This window comes from Paenarthrobacter sp. Y-19 (assembly GCF_029223985.1).
Taxonomy (GTDB): Bacteria; Actinomycetota; Actinomycetes; order Actinomycetales; family Micrococcaceae; genus Arthrobacter; species Arthrobacter nicotinovorans.
In genome coordinates this window covers 2,469,295-2,485,749 of the sequence record NZ_CP119414.1, presented here as the reverse complement: position 1 = coordinate 2,485,749, position 16,455 = coordinate 2,469,295, and the positions used below count along the sequence as shown (strand labels likewise).

Annotated in this window: 15 protein-coding genes; 10 read left to right on the top strand and 5 right to left on the bottom strand. The window is 63.8% G+C overall.

Features of this window, described 5'->3' with window-relative positions; translation table 11 throughout:
• Window positions 1-50: 50 nt before the first annotated feature.
• Entirely contained in the window at window positions 51-1,298 is a 1,248-nt protein-coding gene (locus PYR64_RS11680; protein ID WP_275775347.1) for an amidohydrolase family protein, read from the bottom strand.
• Window positions 1,299-1,342: 44 nt separating this feature from the next.
• Window positions 1,343-2,038 (bottom strand): endonuclease NucS, encoded by a 696-nt coding sequence (gene nucS, locus PYR64_RS11675; RefSeq protein WP_018776335.1) that lies wholly within the window; start codon window positions 2,036-2,038, stop codon window positions 1,343-1,345.
• 49 nt (window positions 2,039-2,087) lie between these two features.
• Here nucS and PYR64_RS11670 point away from each other — a divergent pair, with 49 nt between their 5' ends.
• Together PYR64_RS11670 and PYR64_RS11665 are read left to right on the top strand one after the other, a co-directional pair.
• Window positions 2,088-2,432, top strand: coding sequence for a hypothetical protein (locus PYR64_RS11670; protein ID WP_018776334.1), 345 nt, complete (start codon window positions 2,088-2,090; stop codon window positions 2,430-2,432).
• A gap of 19 nt (window positions 2,433-2,451) precedes the next feature.
• Window positions 2,452-3,246 (top strand): alpha/beta fold hydrolase, encoded by a 795-nt coding sequence (locus tag PYR64_RS11665; RefSeq protein ID WP_039242038.1) that lies wholly within the window; start codon window positions 2,452-2,454, stop codon window positions 3,244-3,246.
• Between the two features lie 126 nt (window positions 3,247-3,372).
• Here PYR64_RS11665 and PYR64_RS11660 read toward each other — a convergent pair whose 3' ends face one another.
• Window positions 3,373-4,665 (bottom strand): AI-2E family transporter, encoded by a 1,293-nt coding sequence (locus PYR64_RS11660; RefSeq protein ID WP_026266926.1) that lies wholly within the window; start codon window positions 4,663-4,665, stop codon window positions 3,373-3,375.
• 202 nt (window positions 4,666-4,867) lie between these two features.
• Between PYR64_RS11660 and PYR64_RS11655 the strand changes: the two genes are divergently transcribed.
• From PYR64_RS11655 to PYR64_RS11620, 8 genes are all read left to right on the top strand, one after another.
• Window positions 4,868-6,625, top strand: coding sequence for a hypothetical protein (locus tag PYR64_RS11655; RefSeq protein ID WP_275775344.1), 1,758 nt, complete (start codon window positions 4,868-4,870; stop codon window positions 6,623-6,625).
• Window positions 6,626-6,662: 37 nt separating this feature from the next.
• Window positions 6,663-7,640 carry a tetratricopeptide repeat protein gene (locus tag PYR64_RS11650; protein ID WP_275775342.1) on the top strand — a complete coding sequence of 326 codons (978 nt, stop codon included), beginning with the start codon at window positions 6,663-6,665 and terminating at the stop codon, window positions 7,638-7,640.
• Window positions 7,640-8,740, top strand: a complete 1,101-nt coding sequence (locus tag PYR64_RS11645; protein WP_039242034.1) for an NADH:flavin oxidoreductase/NADH oxidase — start codon at window positions 7,640-7,642, stop codon at window positions 8,738-8,740. The genes PYR64_RS11650 and PYR64_RS11645 overlap by 1 nt, the downstream gene beginning before the upstream one ends.
• A 40-nt stretch (window positions 8,741-8,780) precedes the next feature.
• A complete protein-coding gene (locus PYR64_RS11640) occupies window positions 8,781-9,671 on the top strand; it encodes an ABC transporter ATP-binding protein (RefSeq protein ID WP_039242033.1) in 891 nt (296 codons plus the stop codon).
• A complete protein-coding gene (locus PYR64_RS11635; protein WP_275775339.1) occupies window positions 9,653-11,224 on the top strand; it encodes a transporter in 1,572 nt (523 codons plus the stop codon). The genes PYR64_RS11640 and PYR64_RS11635 overlap by 19 nt, the downstream gene beginning before the upstream one ends.
• Window positions 11,225-11,316: 92 nt before the next feature.
• Window positions 11,317-12,099: a glucosamine-6-phosphate deaminase gene (gene nagB / locus PYR64_RS11630; protein ID WP_275779941.1), complete on the top strand. Its 783-nt coding sequence runs from the start codon at window positions 11,317-11,319 to the stop codon at window positions 12,097-12,099.
• 8 nt (window positions 12,100-12,107) lie between these two features.
• On the top strand, window positions 12,108-12,446 hold the full coding sequence (locus tag PYR64_RS11625; protein ID WP_018776325.1) for a DUF3039 domain-containing protein: 339 nt from the start codon (window positions 12,108-12,110) through the stop codon (window positions 12,444-12,446).
• Window positions 12,447-12,558: 112 nt separating this feature from the next.
• Complete coding sequence (locus PYR64_RS11620) at window positions 12,559-14,334, top strand: DEAD/DEAH box helicase (protein WP_018776324.1); 1,776 nt, start codon at window positions 12,559-12,561, stop codon at window positions 14,332-14,334.
• A gap of 131 nt (window positions 14,335-14,465) precedes the next feature.
• On the opposite strand, the gene PYR64_RS11615 is transcribed toward PYR64_RS11620, so the two are convergent.
• Together PYR64_RS11615 and PYR64_RS11610 are read right to left on the bottom strand one after the other, a co-directional pair.
• Entirely contained in the window at window positions 14,466-15,092 is a 627-nt protein-coding gene (locus PYR64_RS11615) for an isochorismatase family protein (protein ID WP_018776323.1), read from the bottom strand.
• Complete coding sequence (locus PYR64_RS11610; protein ID WP_026266922.1) at window positions 15,092-16,420, bottom strand: nicotinate phosphoribosyltransferase; 1,329 nt, start codon at window positions 16,418-16,420, stop codon at window positions 15,092-15,094. Before PYR64_RS11610 ends, PYR64_RS11615 begins: the two co-directional genes overlap by 1 nt.
• Window positions 16,421-16,455 lie beyond the last annotated feature (35 nt).

The window sequence follows — 16,455 nt, the reverse complement described above, 5'->3', positions numbered from 1 at the left end:
TAGGTAAAAAGAAGGTAACGCATGGTTGCCTGCAATTACCCCTGACTTCTCTAAGACAACCATTGCCCGTTGCGCATCACACGGGTCAGTTCAAGGTCCTCATTGGTGACAACAACATCGGCACGCAGTCCGCGCCGCAGCCCGCCAATTTCATCCGAAAGGCCCAGGACCGCGGCCGGCACTGCGGTGGCGGAACAGACGACATCAGGAAGGGCGACGCCGGCGGCCACCGTTTTGCGGACAACGTCCAGGAGCGTAGCGGTGCCCCCCGCGATCGAACCGGTGGCATCGAGCGTGGCTACGCCGCTGCTGACCGTGACCGGGGACGGGCCAAGCATGTAGCTGCCGTCGGAAAGGCCGGCCGCCGCCATGGAGTCGGTCACCAGGACAACGTTGGCCGCACCGACCAGCTCGAAGACGGTGGCCACCATGCTGGGGGCCAGATGCGTCCCATCGGCGATCAGTTCGACCACGGCTTTGCCCTCCTGCGCCATGCGAAGGCACGCAGCCACGGGTCCTGGCGCGCGGTGATGCATCGGAGGCATCCCATTGAAAAGGTGGGTGACGGTCGGGAGTGAACTCACGCCGTCGAAACCTGCCGACTCAAGCCCTTCGCGGGCGGCGGCCAACGACGCCGTGGCGGTGGCGTCGTCACAGTCCGTATGCCCCAAGGAAGGCGTCACGCCATGGGAAGTCATGAGGTCCACCAGTGCGGCCGCGCCGGGGAGTTCCGGGGCGTATGTCATGGTGGCGAGCTTGCCGGCCGCAGCGGCCACCAACTCATCCATGAGTTCCAGGTCGGGCTCGAGCAGGTAGTCCGGGTTCTGGGCTCCGCAGCGAGCGTGGGAGAGGAATGGACCCTCGAGATGGATTCCGGCGACCAACCCTTCCTCTGCGAGCTTCACGAAAAGCTCGATGCCACGCAGGAGGTCCTCCCGTGGAGCGGTGACCATGCTGGCAAGGAACGTGGTGGTTCCCGAACGGTGCAGGAACTCGATGGCCTTGCGGGCCGCAACTTCCTCGCCGCTCGGAAAGTCGCCGCCGTTGCCGCCGTGGCAGTGGACGTCAACCAGTCCGGGAATGAGGTAGCTGCCGCTGGGAACTCCCAGGCGGATGGCCCCTTCGAAACCTTCGAAGGCTTCCTGGTCAAAGGCATCAGCAGGGCCGGCGTAGGCAATCCGGTCCCCGTCGATGGCCAGCAGGCCGTCTTCCACCACCTCGCCGTCGCTGACCAGCGTTCCTTTGATGATCTGGTGGCTTGGCGCGGACGATGTGGCAAAACGGGTTGCGGCAGTCATGTTCCGATTCTAGTGGCCCTGGGCACACTCAGCCCGAGGCGTCCTCAGAAGAGGCGGGACTCGCTGTCATCCACACCGCGCATGGCGTCATAATCGAGCGTCACGCAATCGATGCCGCGGTCATTGGCGAGGACTTTCGCCTGCGGCTTGATCTGCTGGGCGGCGAAAATGCCACGGACCGGTGCCAGCAAAGGATCCCGGTTGAGCAATTCCAGGTACCGGGTGAGCTGCTCAACGCCGTCGATGTCGCCGCGGCGTTTGAGTTCGACGGCGACTGTGGCGCCGGAGGCGTCGCGGGCCAGGATGTCCACGGGGCCGATCGCCGTGAAGTATTCGCGGCGGATCAGCGAGTAACCGGCACCGAGGGTCTCGATCTGTTCGGCCAGGAGGCGCTGCAGGTCCGCTTCGACTCCATCCTTGATCAGTCCCGGGTCGGTGCCCAGGTCATGAGAGGTGTCGTGGAGTTGTTCGTAGATATTGATGATGAGGCGGTCATCGGTCTTGGCTGACTGCACCGTCCATTGCTCCACTACTCCCTCTTCCACCTCGGTTTCCTCGGGGGTGGTCACCCGCAGTGTGGCAGGCGGGCTCATCCAGTTCAGCGGCTTGTAGGAGCCGCCGTCGGAGTGCACCAGCACCGAGCCGTCCGCCTTGACCAGCAACAGCCGGGTGGCGAGGGGGAGGTGGGCCTTCAGGCGGCCAACGTAATCAACAGAACAACGGGCTATGACGAGTCGCACCCGCCCCACATTACCGCGTATGCCCGGTTGTCTGGGGCAGAATGGAGGTATGCCCCGCTCCAACCGTCCCCGCCGCAACGCGTCCGGCCCACGTCCCGGCAGTGGTGGAGGCAAATGGGCGGAACCGGTGCCGGAGCTCGATCTTGAGCGGGCCAGGGCGGGGATCGCCCGGCGCGAAAGTGCTCCGGATGGTGACTGGATGGTGCGGACCATGACGGCCAGGAAGGCGGAAAAGCAGTACATCTGCCCGGGTTGTTCAACGGCGATCCTGCCGGGAATCGCCCACCTGGTGGTGTGGTCCGACAACCACCTCTTCGGCCAGGCCGCGGGGTTGGCTGAGCGCCGCCACTGGCACACCAATTGCTGGACTACCCGGACGTACCGCTACCGCTGATGCGCTTAGGCTTGGATGCATGACTTTCGATCCCGCCTCGTTCGTTTTCACCCCACAGGACGCGCCATCGGAGATCCGTGCCTCAACGGTTCTTCCCGCCAAACGCGAGAATGTGGCATTCACCACCGAGGACGGCAAGGTCCTGCTGGGCGAGCTCGCCCTGCCGGAATCAGGGGAGATCACGGCCACGCTGATAACGCTGCATCCGTTGCCGACGCACGGTGGCTTCATGGATTCCCACGTCTACCGCAAGGCTTCCTACAGGCTTCCTGCCTTGGCTGGCGTCGCGGTGCTTCGCTTCAACACCCGTGGCACATCATCTCCGCGCGGGACAAGTGAGGGACAGTTCGAAGAAGGCGTAGGTGAGCGGTACGACGTCGAGGCGGCTGTGCGTTTCGCCGTCGAACGCGGCCTGCCGAACCGCTGGCTGGTGGGGTGGTCTTTCGGGACGGAACTGGCGCTGATGTATGGAGCGGTGGAGCCGGTGGCAAGCCGGATCGAAGGCGCGGTTCTGTTGTCCCCGCCGCTGCATCGGGCCACGGATGTGCACCTCAAGGAATGGGCGGAGTCCGGCAAGCCGCTGACGGTTCTGGTGCCTGAGCATGATGACTACCTGCAGCCGGAAGAGGCTGCCGGCCGGTTCAGCCTGGTGCCGCAGGCCCGGGTTGTTGGCGTCGACGGAGCCAAGCACCTTTGGGTGGGCGAAAAGTACGCGGCGCGCGTCCTTGATGAGATCGTCGACGACGTCACGCCGGCGGGTGCCGGCGCACAGGGACTGCCGCGTGAGTGGGCGGGGTCGGTGGCCAATGCCTGATCTGGTGGCCAATGCCTGATCCGGTGGCGAGTGCCTGATCCGGCTGGTTCGTGGCGAACATCCCGGACATGAAGAAGCCCCTGAACCAAACGGTTCAGGGGCTTCTTCATGGGCACATCAGGACCGTCAGTGCCGGTCCTGGCGGACAATGAAGACTTCCTTGATGAGCAGCATGATGGCGGCCGCGGTGGGAATGGCAATCAGTGCGCCCAGGACGCCCAGCAAACTGCCGCCGGCAATAACGGAGATGACGGCCACCGCGCCCGGCACTGCGACTGCGCGCTGCATGATGCGCGGCGAGATGAAGTAGGCCTCGAACTGGAGGTAGGCGAAATAGGCGATCGCGTAGACAACGGCCGTCTGCCACCCTGCGGTGAGGGCCACGAGGATTACAACGACGGCGGCGATCATGCCGCCCACGAGCGGGATAAAGGCGAGCAGCGCCACGACGAATGCCAGCAGGACGCTGAAGGGAATCCCCAGGATGGTCATCACGATGAAGGCGAAGATGGCGTTCAAGAGGGCGACGCAAGCCTGGCCGATCACGTAGTTGCCCACGGAATCCGTGATGGCTTCAGACAACGCTTCCACGCGTGGGCGGCGGGAACGGGGTGCCAGCCGGTAAGCCCACTTCTTCATGGAGGGCAGGGCTGCCAGGAAGTACAGGCTCAGGACCAGGACGATGAGGGAACCGAAGAGGCCGTTAGCCACGGTTGAACCGAAACCAACAACACCGCCAAAGATGCCGCCCATGGCTTCGGGGTCCTTGACGAACTTGTCCAGTTCGGTGGTGATCCGGTCGCGAACGCCGAACTGGCTGTCCACGTTGCGGAAGAAGTCCGAGTCGAGGAAGCCGCGGATCCAATCCGGGGCCTGCCGCACGATTTCGGACACCTGCTCAACGATGGTGGGAATCAGGGTCGCAAAGAAACCGGCAACAGCAAGTACCAGGGCGGAGACAGAGATGAGGATGCCTGCCGGGCGCGGTACTTTGTGGGACTCCAGCCAGCGCACCACGGGGTCAAGGCCCAACGCAATGAAGAGGGCGGCCACGATCCACAGGATCAGCTGGGTGGTGTTGCTTGCGATATAGAACACCGCAAGGGCGACTCCCACGCCAGCCGTTCCCATGAAACCGACGTAAAGAGGGTGCTGCGACGACATCCGGGGGCCGGGCGCGCCAAAGCCGTGATCGTCTTCCGGGCGGAAGCCGTCCTGATCGCCCGTTCCGTCGTCTTCCGGCGGCATCTCGAAGCGGACACGGGTGCGCGCGCCGGGGATGGGCTGCCTGAGCCTGCGGCTGATGGCGGCGAGCCGCCCGGTCCGGACGGGAACCGAGGCTGACGGCGCGTCCGATGACGCGTTCACCGCGGCTGACCCGGGCTCATCGTCGGGACGGGACTCCATGTGGTCTTTCACGCGCTTGTACAGCCTTTTCGTTGGTGGTACAGGGTCAATTCAGGCAGTTATGGGCCCGGATGTCATGATCATCGCCACACTATCAGGACCGCGGAATCGGGCCACAGCGGCGCCACGGCAGGCTTTTTCGGGTGTCGCCGGGATCACCCCGATCTGACTCCTTGATAACAAAACGGTTACCCTTGAAGTTCAACGACCGCTGATGATAGGTGATCCTGTGCGTTTGAAGACTGCAGCCTTGCTGGTGCTGCTGGGCCTGCTGACGATGTTGGCCGGCATTGGCCAGCTGACTTTCTGGGCCCCCGCTGAGACGGTGACGGCTTCGGTTCCCAGTGATACCAAAGCTGCCCCGCTGACCGTGATCGATCAAAAACTCATTGACCTGCATGAGGGGCCGGTGAAGATCAAGATCCAGGGTGAAGGCAACTACATGATTGCCACTGGCCGCCCCGACGACGTCAACGCCTGGGTAGGTAAGACCGCCCACACCACGCTGACCGGCGTCTCGGCAGACCAGAAGTCACTCGAAGCGACATCCGCCGATGGTGAGGCCACTGCGCCGTCCCCGGCAGGTTCCGATCTCTGGGTCAGCACTGAAGACGCGAGCGGCGATTACGAATACACGTGGAACCCGCCCGCTGACGGCGAGTGGTCCTTGCTGGTGGCTGCCGACGGAACCAAGCCTGCCCCGTCTGCCATCTCCATGACCTTCCCGAACAAGGAAACCACCCCCTGGGCTGTGCCCCTGATTGTTCTGGGCATCATCATCATCCTGGTTGGCGCGGCGCTGCCGTTCATTGCCAAGGCTCTGGGCAGTCGTCGTAAATACGGCGAAGGAGACGGGCCGCAGGGTGGCGAAGCAACCACCACCCTGCCCGTACAGTCGCCCACCGGCGATGAGGCCCGCCGTCGTTCTGGTGGAGTCGAAGGTCCGGCGTTGCGCGTCACTGCCGTCGCAGCCGCCTTGGCCGCCGTCATGGTCGGCGGGTCCGCTGTGGCCGCCCAAGCCACCACCTCACCGAATGCCACCTCCACCGCGTCGGCTTCCTCACCAGCTGAGGGCGACGGCGGAACACCGGTGATGCTCGAATCGCAGCTCCAGCGCATCCTGGAGCAGGTAGCCAGCACTGTGGACGCAGCCGATGCCGCGAAGGATGCTGCCAAGCTGGCCCCGCGCGTCGACAAAATGGAACTCCAGATCCGCACCCAGAACTACAAGATCCGGTCCACCGTTTCGGCGTATGAACCGCGCATGCCTGTCCGGGCCACCAAGCTCGAGAGCAGCGTCATCAGCACCAAGAAGGACTGGCCCAGGACCGTATATGCCCTGACCCAGGGTGAAGGAAACGTCGTTCCGCAGGTCCTCACGCTCGTTCAGCTTTCTCCGCGTGAGAACTACAAGCTGTGGGGCACCGCGCCACTCCAGCCGGGCACCAACTTCCCGTCCTTCCCGGTGGCCCGCAAGGGCACTACGCCAGTGCCTGCCAGCGACAGCACCGGCCTGGCCTACAGCGGCAACCAGGCGTTGGAAATCCTGAGTGAGATGCTGACGAACCCGGATTCGCCAAACCGGAGCAAGCTCGCCGATGGCCAGTCGTCCCCGTATATCGCCGGGGCCCTTGCCTACCAGGCGGACACCGTGAAGAACGGCACCAGCGCCAACTTCAAGTTCACCCACACTCCGGTGCCAAACCAGACTGTGGTGCTGAAGACCGCTGACGGGGGAGCATTGGTAGTGGGACGCCTGGACTTCGCGTTCGAGGGAACTCCCAAGGCGGCGGGCGACAAGCTCCTGCTTGAGGACGACTCCGCCGTATTCGCCGGTGGCAAGGAAACCACCACCGGCATGGTCCTGAACTTCGCCGAGTCCGTGGCCGTGTACATCCCGCCTGCGGGATCATCCGATCCCATGAAGCTCGTGGCCGCTACCCGCGGTCTGGTTGGAGCCAGCTTCAAGTAGCCCGACCAGCAGGTAGGCAGCGGCTAGAGTGGACGGTATGAGTTCGCCCGGATACCGACCCACTCCAGCCGCTGCCAGCCAGCTCAACCTGCGCGGCGCCGTCGACCTCTCGTCGTTGCGCCGCCCGACCCCGCCACAGGGGCCTCCTGCCCCCGCGGACGGCGAGACACCCCAAGGGGGTGAGACCGGCAAATCCCCGCTCCGTGTGGATGCAACAGAAACAAACTTCCAGGATCTGGTGCAATTGTCCGCCCAGATTCCCGTACTGTTCCTTCTCTGGTCCCGGTACGCCCCAGAATCGCCCGCTGTCCTGGACACTGCCCAGCAGGTCGTTGAAAGCTATGGCGGACGGCTGGTGCTTGCCGCCGCCGACGTAGATGCCTTCCCTCAACTGGCCCAGGCCTTCCAGGTAGATGCCGTCCCGACCGCCGTCGCCGTGATCAAAGGCCAGCCTGTTCCGTTGTTCCAAGGCCCGGCGGATGACGCGCAGATCCGGAACCTCGTCGATGAACTGCTCAAAGTGGCGGCCGCGAATGGTGTCACCGGAAGCATCGGCGACGCCGCGCAGGCTGACGATGCCGAACCCGCACCGCTCCCGCCGCTGCACCAGACCGCCGTCGATGCCATCGAAGCCGGTGACTACGACGCCGCCGTAGCGGCCTACAAGCAGGCGCTCCTTGAACAGCCGGCTGATGCTGAGGCAAAAGCGGGCCTGGCACAGGTTGAGTTGATGGCAAGGCTGGAGAAACTCACGGCCCCCGAGGCAGAAGCCCTCCGCAACCGTGCCGCCCAGGAGCCCGATGATGTCGAGGCGCAACTGGGCGTCGCTGACCTTGACATCTCAGGTGGCCACATCGAGGACGGCTTCAACCGGATCATCAGCTTCATCGGCAGGAACTTCGGTCCCGAGCGGGAGACTGCCCGTCTGCGGCTCTTGGAGCTCTTCGAGGTTGTGGGAATAAAGGACGACCGCGTGGCCAAGGCCCGGCAGGGATTGGCGAGGGTCCTCTTCTAGTGGGATCGGCGCTGTTTTCTCCGCTCACCTTGCGTTCGCTGACCATCCCGCACCGGGGTTGGGTCTCGCCGATGTGCCAGTACAGCTGCCATCCGGAGACTGGTGAGGGGGTTCCGAACGACTGGCACCTGATGCACTTGGGTTCCTTCGCCGCCGGAGGCGCTGCGCTGATCATGAGTGAGGCGGCGGCTGTCAACCCGGTGGGCAGGATCAGCCCGTTGGATGCCGGCCTCTATTCGGATGAACAGGCTGCCGCTTGGGAACGGATCGTGCAGTTCGTGCACAGGCACGGCGCCGTGGACTGCAGGATCGGTGCCCAGCTGGCCCACGCAGGGCGGAAGGCCTCCACTTACTGGCCGTTCGCGGAACGTTCCGGTTCGGTCCCGGCGGACGACGGCGGCTGGTCGACAGTCGGTCCAACGAACCAGGCCTATGACGGCTATGCGGCGCCGGCGGCCATGAGCGAAGAGGACATCCAGGGTGTCGTGTCCGACTTTGCCGCAGCGGCCGCCCGGGCTGTGGCCGTTGGCTTCGACACTGTCGAAATCCACGGCGCCCATGGGTATCTTCTGCATCAGTTCCAGAGTCCGCTCATCAACACCCGTACGGACCGCTGGGGTGGAAACGAGGAGGGCCGGAACCGGCTCATGCTCACAGTGGTGGAGGCTGTCCGGGAAGTCATCCCCGATTCGATGCCTCTTCTCCTGCGCATCTCGGCCTCCGACTGGGCCGACGGCGGCGTGGAGGTGGGAGACTCGACCAGGCTGGCACGCGCTGCGGCAGAACGGGGCGTTGACCTGGTGGATGTCTCCAGCGGAGGGGCGGTTGCGCATCAGAAGATCCGCGCGGTACCCGGCTACCAGGCCGGGTTCGCCGAGCAGGTAAAGCGCGACGCCGGTGTGCCCACCGCCGCGGTGGGGCTGCTGACAAGTCCAACCCAAGTGGAGGACATCGTGGCCAACGGCAGGGCTGATGCCGTATTCATGGCGCGTGCGGCGCTCCGCGATCCGCATTGGTGGCTCCGGGCTGCCTACGGGCTTGGCTACGATCTGCCCTGGGTTCCGCAGTACCAGCGGGCCGTGCCCCGCCACGGCTTCTAGAACCCCGGCGCGCCTCTGCCCACGAGGTTAGGCTGGTCACATGACGGAACCACGCCATGAATCCATGCCCATATCCACGCCCGCCCAGGCATCCGAGTCCCCGCCCGCGGCTTCCACGCCCGACGCCGCTGCATCAACGCGGCCGGCGCAACCGCCGCAGACACCAGGTGAGCCGCCCTTGGCTGCCCTGTCCATCAGGGGGCTGGCCAAGAGATTCGGCGAGAAGATCGCCGTCGACGGAGTCAGTCTGGAAGTACCCGCGGGCTCGTTCTACGGAATGGTCGGACCCAATGGGGCCGGCAAGACCACCACGCTGTCCATGGCCACAGGCTTGCTGCGTCCTGACTTCGGCACCGCATTGGTCCACGGAGTCGATGTCTGGGCCCAACCACTGGCCGCCAAGAAGCTCATGGGCGTCCTGCCCGATGGCGTCCGCCTGTTCGACCGCCTGACCGGCGAACAATTGGTCACATATTCCGGCCTCCTGCGGGGCATGGATCGTGACGTAGTGGGCACGAGGGTTTCGGAGCTGTTGGCGGCCCTTGACCTCGAAGCCGATGCCGGCTCCCTTGTGGTCGACTACTCGGCCGGCATGACCAAGAAGATTGCCTTGGCATCGGCGCTGATCCATGCGCCGCGGCTGCTGGTGCTGGACGAGCCGTTCGAGTCGGTGGATCCGGTGTCGGCGGCCAACATCCGGGGCATCCTGGAAAGCTATGTAGCGTCCGGGGGCACTGTCATCGTCTCGAGCCACGTGATGGATCTCGTGCAGCGCATGTGCAGCCACGTCGCGGTAGTTGCCGGTGGCCGGGTCCTGGCCGCAGGCTCTGTTGATGAAGTCCGCAACGGTTCGACCCTGGAGGAACGCTTCGTCCAGTTGGTAGGCGGCGGACACCGGACGGAGGGGCTGGAATGGTTGCGCACCTTCTAAGCCTGAAGTGGCGCCTGCTTCTTAACGGGTTCAAGCGGAGCCCATGGCAGTTGGTCGGTATGGCGTTGGGATTGCTCTACGCCTTGGGAATGCTGGTCCTCCTTGTTGGAGGCCTTATAGCGCTGCGGTGGGCCGATCCGGAGATCGCCCACACCGTGGTGGTATTGGGTGGAGTGGCCACTGTCCTGGGCTGGGCGATCATCCCTCTGGTAGCGTCCGCAGCCGACATGACACTGGATCCCGCACGTTTCACCACGTTCGCGATCCCGTCCCGGCAGCTCCTGACCGGTTTGGCTCTTGCTGGATTCATTGGCATCCCCGGCCTGGCAACGTTGATTGCGGCCCTGGGAACGGTAGGGACCTGGTGGCGGAGCGCTCCGTCTGTGGTGGGCGCCTTGCTGGGTGCCGTCCTGGGAGCGCTGACCTGCATCGTGTTGTCAAAGGTGGTGACTACGGCTACCGCCGGCCTTTCGGCCTCACGGCGGTTCAAGGACATCAGCAGCATCATCGTTTTCATCCCCCTGGTCCTGCTGGGACCCATCATGATGGGAATCGTGGAGGGTGTCCGCAACACTTCGGATTACCTTCCCGGGCTCGCCCGTACCCTGTCGTGGACACCCCTCGGTGCAGCGTGGTCGCTCGGCGGGGACCTCGAAGCAGGGGAGTGGGCAGCTGCCGGACTGAAGGTTTTGATTGCGTTGGCCACCATCGGCGCACTGCTGCTGTGCTGGCACTTGCTTCTTCGGCGCGCGCTGGTGACTCCCAGCTACTCGGGAGGCTCAGCCCGGAAGGGCGGGAAGCTTGGTCTCTTCGGCACGCTTCCCGGCACTCCTACGGGTGCGGTTATGGCGCGTGCCTTGGTCTATTGGATGAAGGATCCGAGGTATGCGGCATCGTTGGTCATCGTTCCGCTGTTCCCCGTCCTCTTCTTCTTCGGCAGTTCGCAGAGCGGCAGCTACGGGTTGTTCATGATTCTTGGACCGTTGACGGCTTTTACCATGGCCTGGTCCATCTGTGCAGATGTTTCCTACGACAACACCGCTTTCGCGTTGCACCTGGCCGCGGGTGTCCGGGGAATCGATGACCGGTTGGGCCGCGCCTTGGCATGCCTGGTCATCTCACTTCCCGTGGTGCTGGTCTTTACCGTGGGACCGTTGTTCCTCACCGGGGACTGGCAGTGGCTGCCCAACCTTTTGGGATTGTCGCTCGGAACGCTGCTCACGGGGCTGGGACTCTCCTCGGTGATCTCGGCCCGGTATAACATTGCCGTACCCTTGCCTGGCGACAGCCCCTTCAAGAAGCCTCCGGGAAACGTTGCCCAGACATTGCTTGTCCAGGGAGCCGGGATGGCAGTCCTGGCTCTGCTCCTCATTCCGGAACTCGCCTTGGTGGCCGTCCAGGCCTTCAGCGGCGGTCCTGAAGCAGGTTGGATCAATCTCGCGGTTGGTCCTTTGCTGGGCCTGGCTCTTTTCGTGGTGGGCGTTCGCCTCGGGGGGAAGTGGCTCGACGCGCGCGGACCGGAGATGTTTGCCGAGCTCAGCGTTAACCGCTGATTCCGTAATAACCGTGATTGCCGTGGCCTATAGATGGGACATGGGATAACCTCTGTGACAGAAGATGATCCTCAGAAAGAAAGGCCATGACGATGGAAGTTGTCATTCTCCCGGGCACCAAGCAGATCGGTGCGCTTGCTGCCGATGCCATCGAGGCATTGGTGCGGCGAAAGCCGAATGCCGTGCTGGGCCTTGCCACGGGATCATCTCCTTTGCCCATCTATGACGAATTGGCCAGCCGCTACGAAGCCGGGGGCCTGGACTTCAGCCAGGCCCACGGCTTCGCCCTGGACGAATATGTTGGCCTTGAGGCCGGACATCCTGAGTCTTACCGGGAGGTAATCCGGCGTGAATTTACCAACAGGGTGAACATCAAACCGGAGAACGTCCACGGCCCCGATGGTGCCGCCGAAGACCTTGAAGCAGCATGCCAGGACTACGAGGACGCCATTAGGGCCGTCGGAGGCGTGGATCTCCAGATCCTGGGCGTGGGCACTGACGGGCATATCGGGTTCAATGAGCCTGGCTCATCCCTTGCCTCGAGGACACGGATCAAAACCCTGATTGAGCAGACGCGCAAAGACAACGCCCGCTTCTTCGACAGCATCGACGACGTCCCGCACCACGTGGTGACCCAGGGGCTGGGGACCATTATGGACGCCAAGCATGTGGTCCTGGTGGCCACGGGCGCCCAAAAAGCCCAGGCGGTCCGGGATTTCGTGGAAGGCCCGGTGGCTGCGATTTGCGCGGCATCGATCCTGCAGATGCATCCCCACGCCACCATCCTGGTGGATGAAGCGGCAGCTTCATCACTGAAACTGGCTGATTACTACCGGCACACCTACGACAACAAGCCGGAGTGGCAGGGCCTGTAGACGGTAAGATGTTTGGCATGACTACGCTTCCTCCGGATCCATTCGAAAACGACCCCATGCGCGAGCTTTCCGGAGCCGGAACGTCCACTTCCACCATTGAGCGTGAAGAAACACGCCAGGAAGTGGAGCCCGGCGACCGCGAGCGGTTCTCCCACTACGTCCGCAAGGAAAAGATCATGGAGTCGGCCCTGACCGGCGAGCCCGTGATTGCCTTGTGCGGCAAAGTCTGGACGCCGGGCCGCGATCCGCAGAAGTTCCCGGTCTGCCCGGAGTGCAAGGAGATTTACGAAGGCCTCCGTCCCGGCAATGACGGTGGAAACAACGGCGGCCCGGGCAACTCCAAGTAGTGGGTGGGAAGAAAACACAGTCCCCTTCTGAACGTCACCGCTTTCCGGTCCGCTTTTGCGTGCCCGAAAAGCCTGAGGCAACCGCAACTGCCGTGAGGCCGGGGGAGTCAGCATGACAGAAACACTTTTCGGTGGTCCTTCACTGCCTCCCGCGTATCCGGAGCGCGCAGCTTGGGGAACAGCTCCCAAGCTGCGCGCCTGGCAGCAGGAGGCACTTGACCTGTACATGACCCGCAACCCGAAGGACTTCCTCGCCGTGGCGACGCCCGGTGCAGGTAAGACCACCTTCGCCCTGCGGATTGCGACCACGCTGCTGGACAGCGGCGTGGTTAACCGCATCACCATCGTGGCGCCAACGGACCACCTCAAGAGGCAGTGGGCCGATGCTGCCGCCAAGGTGGGTATCGCCATCGATCCCAACTTCAAGAACTCCGACGGCCAGCACGGCAGGGGGTTCGTGGGCGTTGCCGTCACTTACGCACAGGTGGCCAGCAAACCAATGCTGCACCGCGCCAAGACGGAAGCGGCACGCACCCTGGTGATCCTTGATGAGATCCACCACGGTGGTGAAGCCCTGTCGTGGGGCGATGGCCTCCGTGAGGCTTTCGATCCCGCCGCCCGGCGTCTGTCCTTGACGGGTACGCCTTTCCGTTCCGACACCTCACCCATTCCTTTCGTCGAATACGCCGAGGACCGGGACGGGATCCGCAGATCCAAGGCCGATTACACCTACGGCTATGGCAACGCCCTGCGGGACCACGTCGTGCGCCCCGTCCTGTTCATGGCCTACTCCGGCCAGATGCGGTGGCGAACCAGTGCCGGGGACGAAATGGCGGCTTCCTTGGGCGAGGCAGCAGTCACCAAGGACATCACCTCACAGGCTTGGCGCACAGCTCTGAATCCCACCGGGGAATGGATTCCCGCCGTCCTGGCAGCTGCGGACAAGCGCCTCAGCGAAGTCCGTCGAACAGTGCCTGACGCCGGTGGCCTGGTGATAGCCACGGACCACGATGACGCCCGCGCCTACGCCGGCCAGTTGAAGAAAATCACCGGCCAATCGCCCACAGTGATTCTCTCGGACGACTCCAAGGCATCGAGCAAGATCGAGGAGTTCTCCGCAGGGGACAAGCGCTGGATGGTCGCCGTGCGCATGGTGTCCGAAGGTGTTGACGTACCCCGCCTCTCCGTGGGCGTCTACGCCACCTCTACCTCGACCCCCTTGTTCTTTGCCCAGGCTGTCGGACGTTTTGTCCGTGCGCGCAAAAGGGGCGAAACGGCGTCGGTCTTCCTGCCGTCGGTACCGCCCTTGATGATTCTCGCCAACACCATGGAGGCCGAGCGCGACCATGCGCTGGACCGCCCTGAAAAGGACGAGGACGGACTTTTCAGTCCCGAAGAAAACCTGATGGCCGAGGCCAACCGCGAAGACAAAGCTTCCGACGAGCTCACCAAGGGCAAATTTGAGGCCTTGGACTCCCAAGCGTCCTTCGACCGTGTCCTGTTCGATGGTGGCGAGTTCGGTACCGGGGCGGACATCGGCTCCGACGAGGAGCTGGACTTCCTCGGCATCCCAGGACTCCTTGATGCCGAGCAGGTGGGAACGTTGCTCCGGCAGCGCCAGCACGAGCAGCAGTCGCGCAAGAAGCGGCAGTCGCCACTGGCTGCTGCGGCTTCGCCGGCGATTCCGGACCACCGGATGCTCATGGACCTGCGCAATGAGCTGGCCAAGAACGTTGCCGCGTGGGCTGCCCGGACAGGGACGCCGCACGGGGTGGTCCACACCAAGCTGCGCGAGGTATGCGGCGGTCCGGCTGTTGCCCAGGCCAACGAGGAGCAACTGCAGGCACGGCTTCGGAAGCTTCAGGACTGGTTCATCGGCCGGAAGTAACCAGTAACAAGCCCCCATGACGAAAGGGTGCCGCTACCAGCGGCGCCCTTTCGTCATCTCCGCGTGACTTCAGGGAACGGTGCCCTGGGTCAGATGCGATGGTTCAGATGCGATGGTTCAGATGCGATGGGTCAACTGTGATCGACGTCGACGCCGGCAGCTTCCATTTCGTCGAAGGTGTCACTGAGGTCCCCGGCGATTCCCGCGGTGAGGCCGGCGATCACGGTGGTGTTGTATCCGGCCTGGACAGCATCCAAAGCTGTGGCTTTGACGCAATAGTCGGTAGCCAGGCCAACAATCACCACGTCTTCAACGTCATGGCTCTGGAGCCAGTCATCGAGCCCGATCGCGTCCTCGTCGAGTACTTCCTCGACCGCTGCTCCCGCCTTCAGGTCCCCGGTAGGAACATCGTCTTCCGGGGCCAGGACGCCTTCGAAGCCCGAGTAAGCGGCTGTGTACTGTCCTTTGCGGAAGTACGCCTGGATGTACTCAGGGTCAAGGTCCTCATGGAGCTCGGCGCCCTTGCTACGGGCCCGGCAGTGCGGCGGCCACGAGTCCACCATGTCGGGATCGTCCGAGAAATGGTCGCCCGGTTCGATGTGCCAGTCCTGCGTGGCGACGATGTGATCGAAGTGCTGCTGGTTGGCGTCCACATACTCCGTAATCGCGGCAGCGACATCCGCGCCGCCTTCGACCGCCAAAGTGCCACCCTCACAGAAGTCGTTCTGGACATCAACGATGATCAAGGCCCGGGACATCAGTTCTCCTCGTAAATGGTGGGAATGGCGGCTTCGCCACGCTGCAGGCGGTTCACTACGGGTGGCAGTTCGGCCATGGTTGCCGCATGGCGCTCCTTGGCGCGGACAACACCTTCCGGCCCGGTCCATCCCGGCAGGACCTCGCCGTTCTTGACGAACTGATGAAGCAGCGGACGGTCGTTGCCGTCATCTTCCGGGCGGTGGCCGATGCCCACGACTTCGGCGGTGGCCCTTCCGCGCTCGTTGAGCTTGCGGAGGGCGTACTTGCGGCCACCGACGCTTGCCTTGTTCTTGGCAGCCTTGGCCACGGAGATGAACTCACCGGCGTCGTTGGTGCGGCTGACCAGCTTGTAGACCATGCTCGCCGTCGGAGCGCCTGAACCGGTGACCAGCGACGTCCCCACGCCATAGGAGTCCACCGGGGCAGATTGCAGCGCCGCGATGGCGAACTCGTCCAGGTCCGAGGTCACCACGATGCGCGTGTTGACGTTGCCGAGGTCATCGAGCAGTTGCCGGACCCATTGCGCCTGGGCAACGAGGTCGCCGGAGTCCAGACGTACTGCGCCGAGTTTGTCACCGGCGAGCTCGACGGCGGTCCGAACCGCAGTTTCGACGTCGTAGGTATCGACCAGCAGGGAAGTCCCCGGACCGAAGGTGGCAATCTGGGCTTCGAAGGCCTCGCGCTCGGTGTCATGAAGAAGCGTGAAGGAGTGGGCTGCGGTACCGACGGTTTTGATGCCGTAGCGCCGGCCGGCTTCAAGGTTGGAGGTACTGGCGAAGCCGGCGATGACAGCGGCGCGTGCTGCCGCCGTCGCCGATTCCTCCTGTGTGCGCCGGGAGCCCATCTCGATACAGGGGCGGGTTCCGGCCGCCGAGGTCATCCGTGACGCAGCCGAGGCTATGGCGCTGTCGTGATTAAGGACCGAAAGGACGAACGTCTCAAGGATGCAGGCCTCGGCGAAAGTCGATTCGACGATGAGGATGGGGGAGTTGGGGAAATAGGCATCCCCTTCGGCGTATCCCCAGATGTCGCCGCTGAACTTGTAGTCGGCAAGGTAATCCAGGGTCTCCCTGTTCACTACCTTGTTCTGCTCCAGGAATGCGAGTTCAGCATCGCCGAACCTGAAGTCCGCAATGCCTTCCAGCAAGCGTCCCGTGCCACCCACCACGCCGTAGCGGCGGCCATCCGGCAACCGTCGGGCGAAGGCTTCAAACACAGAACGGCGATGCGCGGCACCTGAGTGCAGGGCGGCCTGCAGCATCGTCAGTTCGTAGTGGTCTGTGTACAAGGATGTTGCGGGGTGGTCCCACGACGCGGCTCTACTCACGAATTCACTCTAGTGCGAGCCGCCATAGAATGGAC

Excerpts from the sequence above, each read along its gene's own strand:
- PYR64_RS11615 (WP_018776323.1), bottom strand. The coding sequence starts at position 15,092 with ATGTCCCGGGCCTTGATCATCGTTGATGTCCAGAACGACTTCTGTGAG.
- PYR64_RS11640 (WP_039242033.1), top strand. The coding sequence starts at position 8,781 with ATGACGGAACCACGCCATGAATCCATGCCCATATCCACGCCCGCCCAG.
- PYR64_RS11665 (WP_039242038.1), top strand. The coding sequence starts at position 2,452 with ATGACTTTCGATCCCGCCTCGTTCGTTTTCACCCCACAGGACGCGCCA.
- PYR64_RS11625 (WP_018776325.1), top strand. The coding sequence starts at position 12,108 with ATGTTTGGCATGACTACGCTTCCTCCGGATCCATTCGAAAACGACCCC.
- PYR64_RS11620 (WP_018776324.1), top strand. The coding sequence starts at position 12,559 with ATGACAGAAACACTTTTCGGTGGTCCTTCACTGCCTCCCGCGTATCCG.
- PYR64_RS11680 (WP_275775347.1), bottom strand. The coding sequence starts at position 1,298 with ATGACTGCCGCAACCCGTTTTGCCACATCGTCCGCGCCAAGCCACCAG.
- PYR64_RS11655 (WP_275775344.1), top strand. The coding sequence starts at position 4,868 with ATGATAGGTGATCCTGTGCGTTTGAAGACTGCAGCCTTGCTGGTGCTG.
- PYR64_RS11670 (WP_018776334.1), top strand. The coding sequence starts at position 2,088 with ATGCCCCGCTCCAACCGTCCCCGCCGCAACGCGTCCGGCCCACGTCCC.
- PYR64_RS11635 (WP_275775339.1), top strand. The coding sequence starts at position 9,653 with ATGGTTGCGCACCTTCTAAGCCTGAAGTGGCGCCTGCTTCTTAACGGG.
- nagB (WP_275779941.1), top strand. The coding sequence starts at position 11,317 with ATGGAAGTTGTCATTCTCCCGGGCACCAAGCAGATCGGTGCGCTTGCT.
- PYR64_RS11650 (WP_275775342.1), top strand. The coding sequence starts at position 6,663 with ATGAGTTCGCCCGGATACCGACCCACTCCAGCCGCTGCCAGCCAGCTC.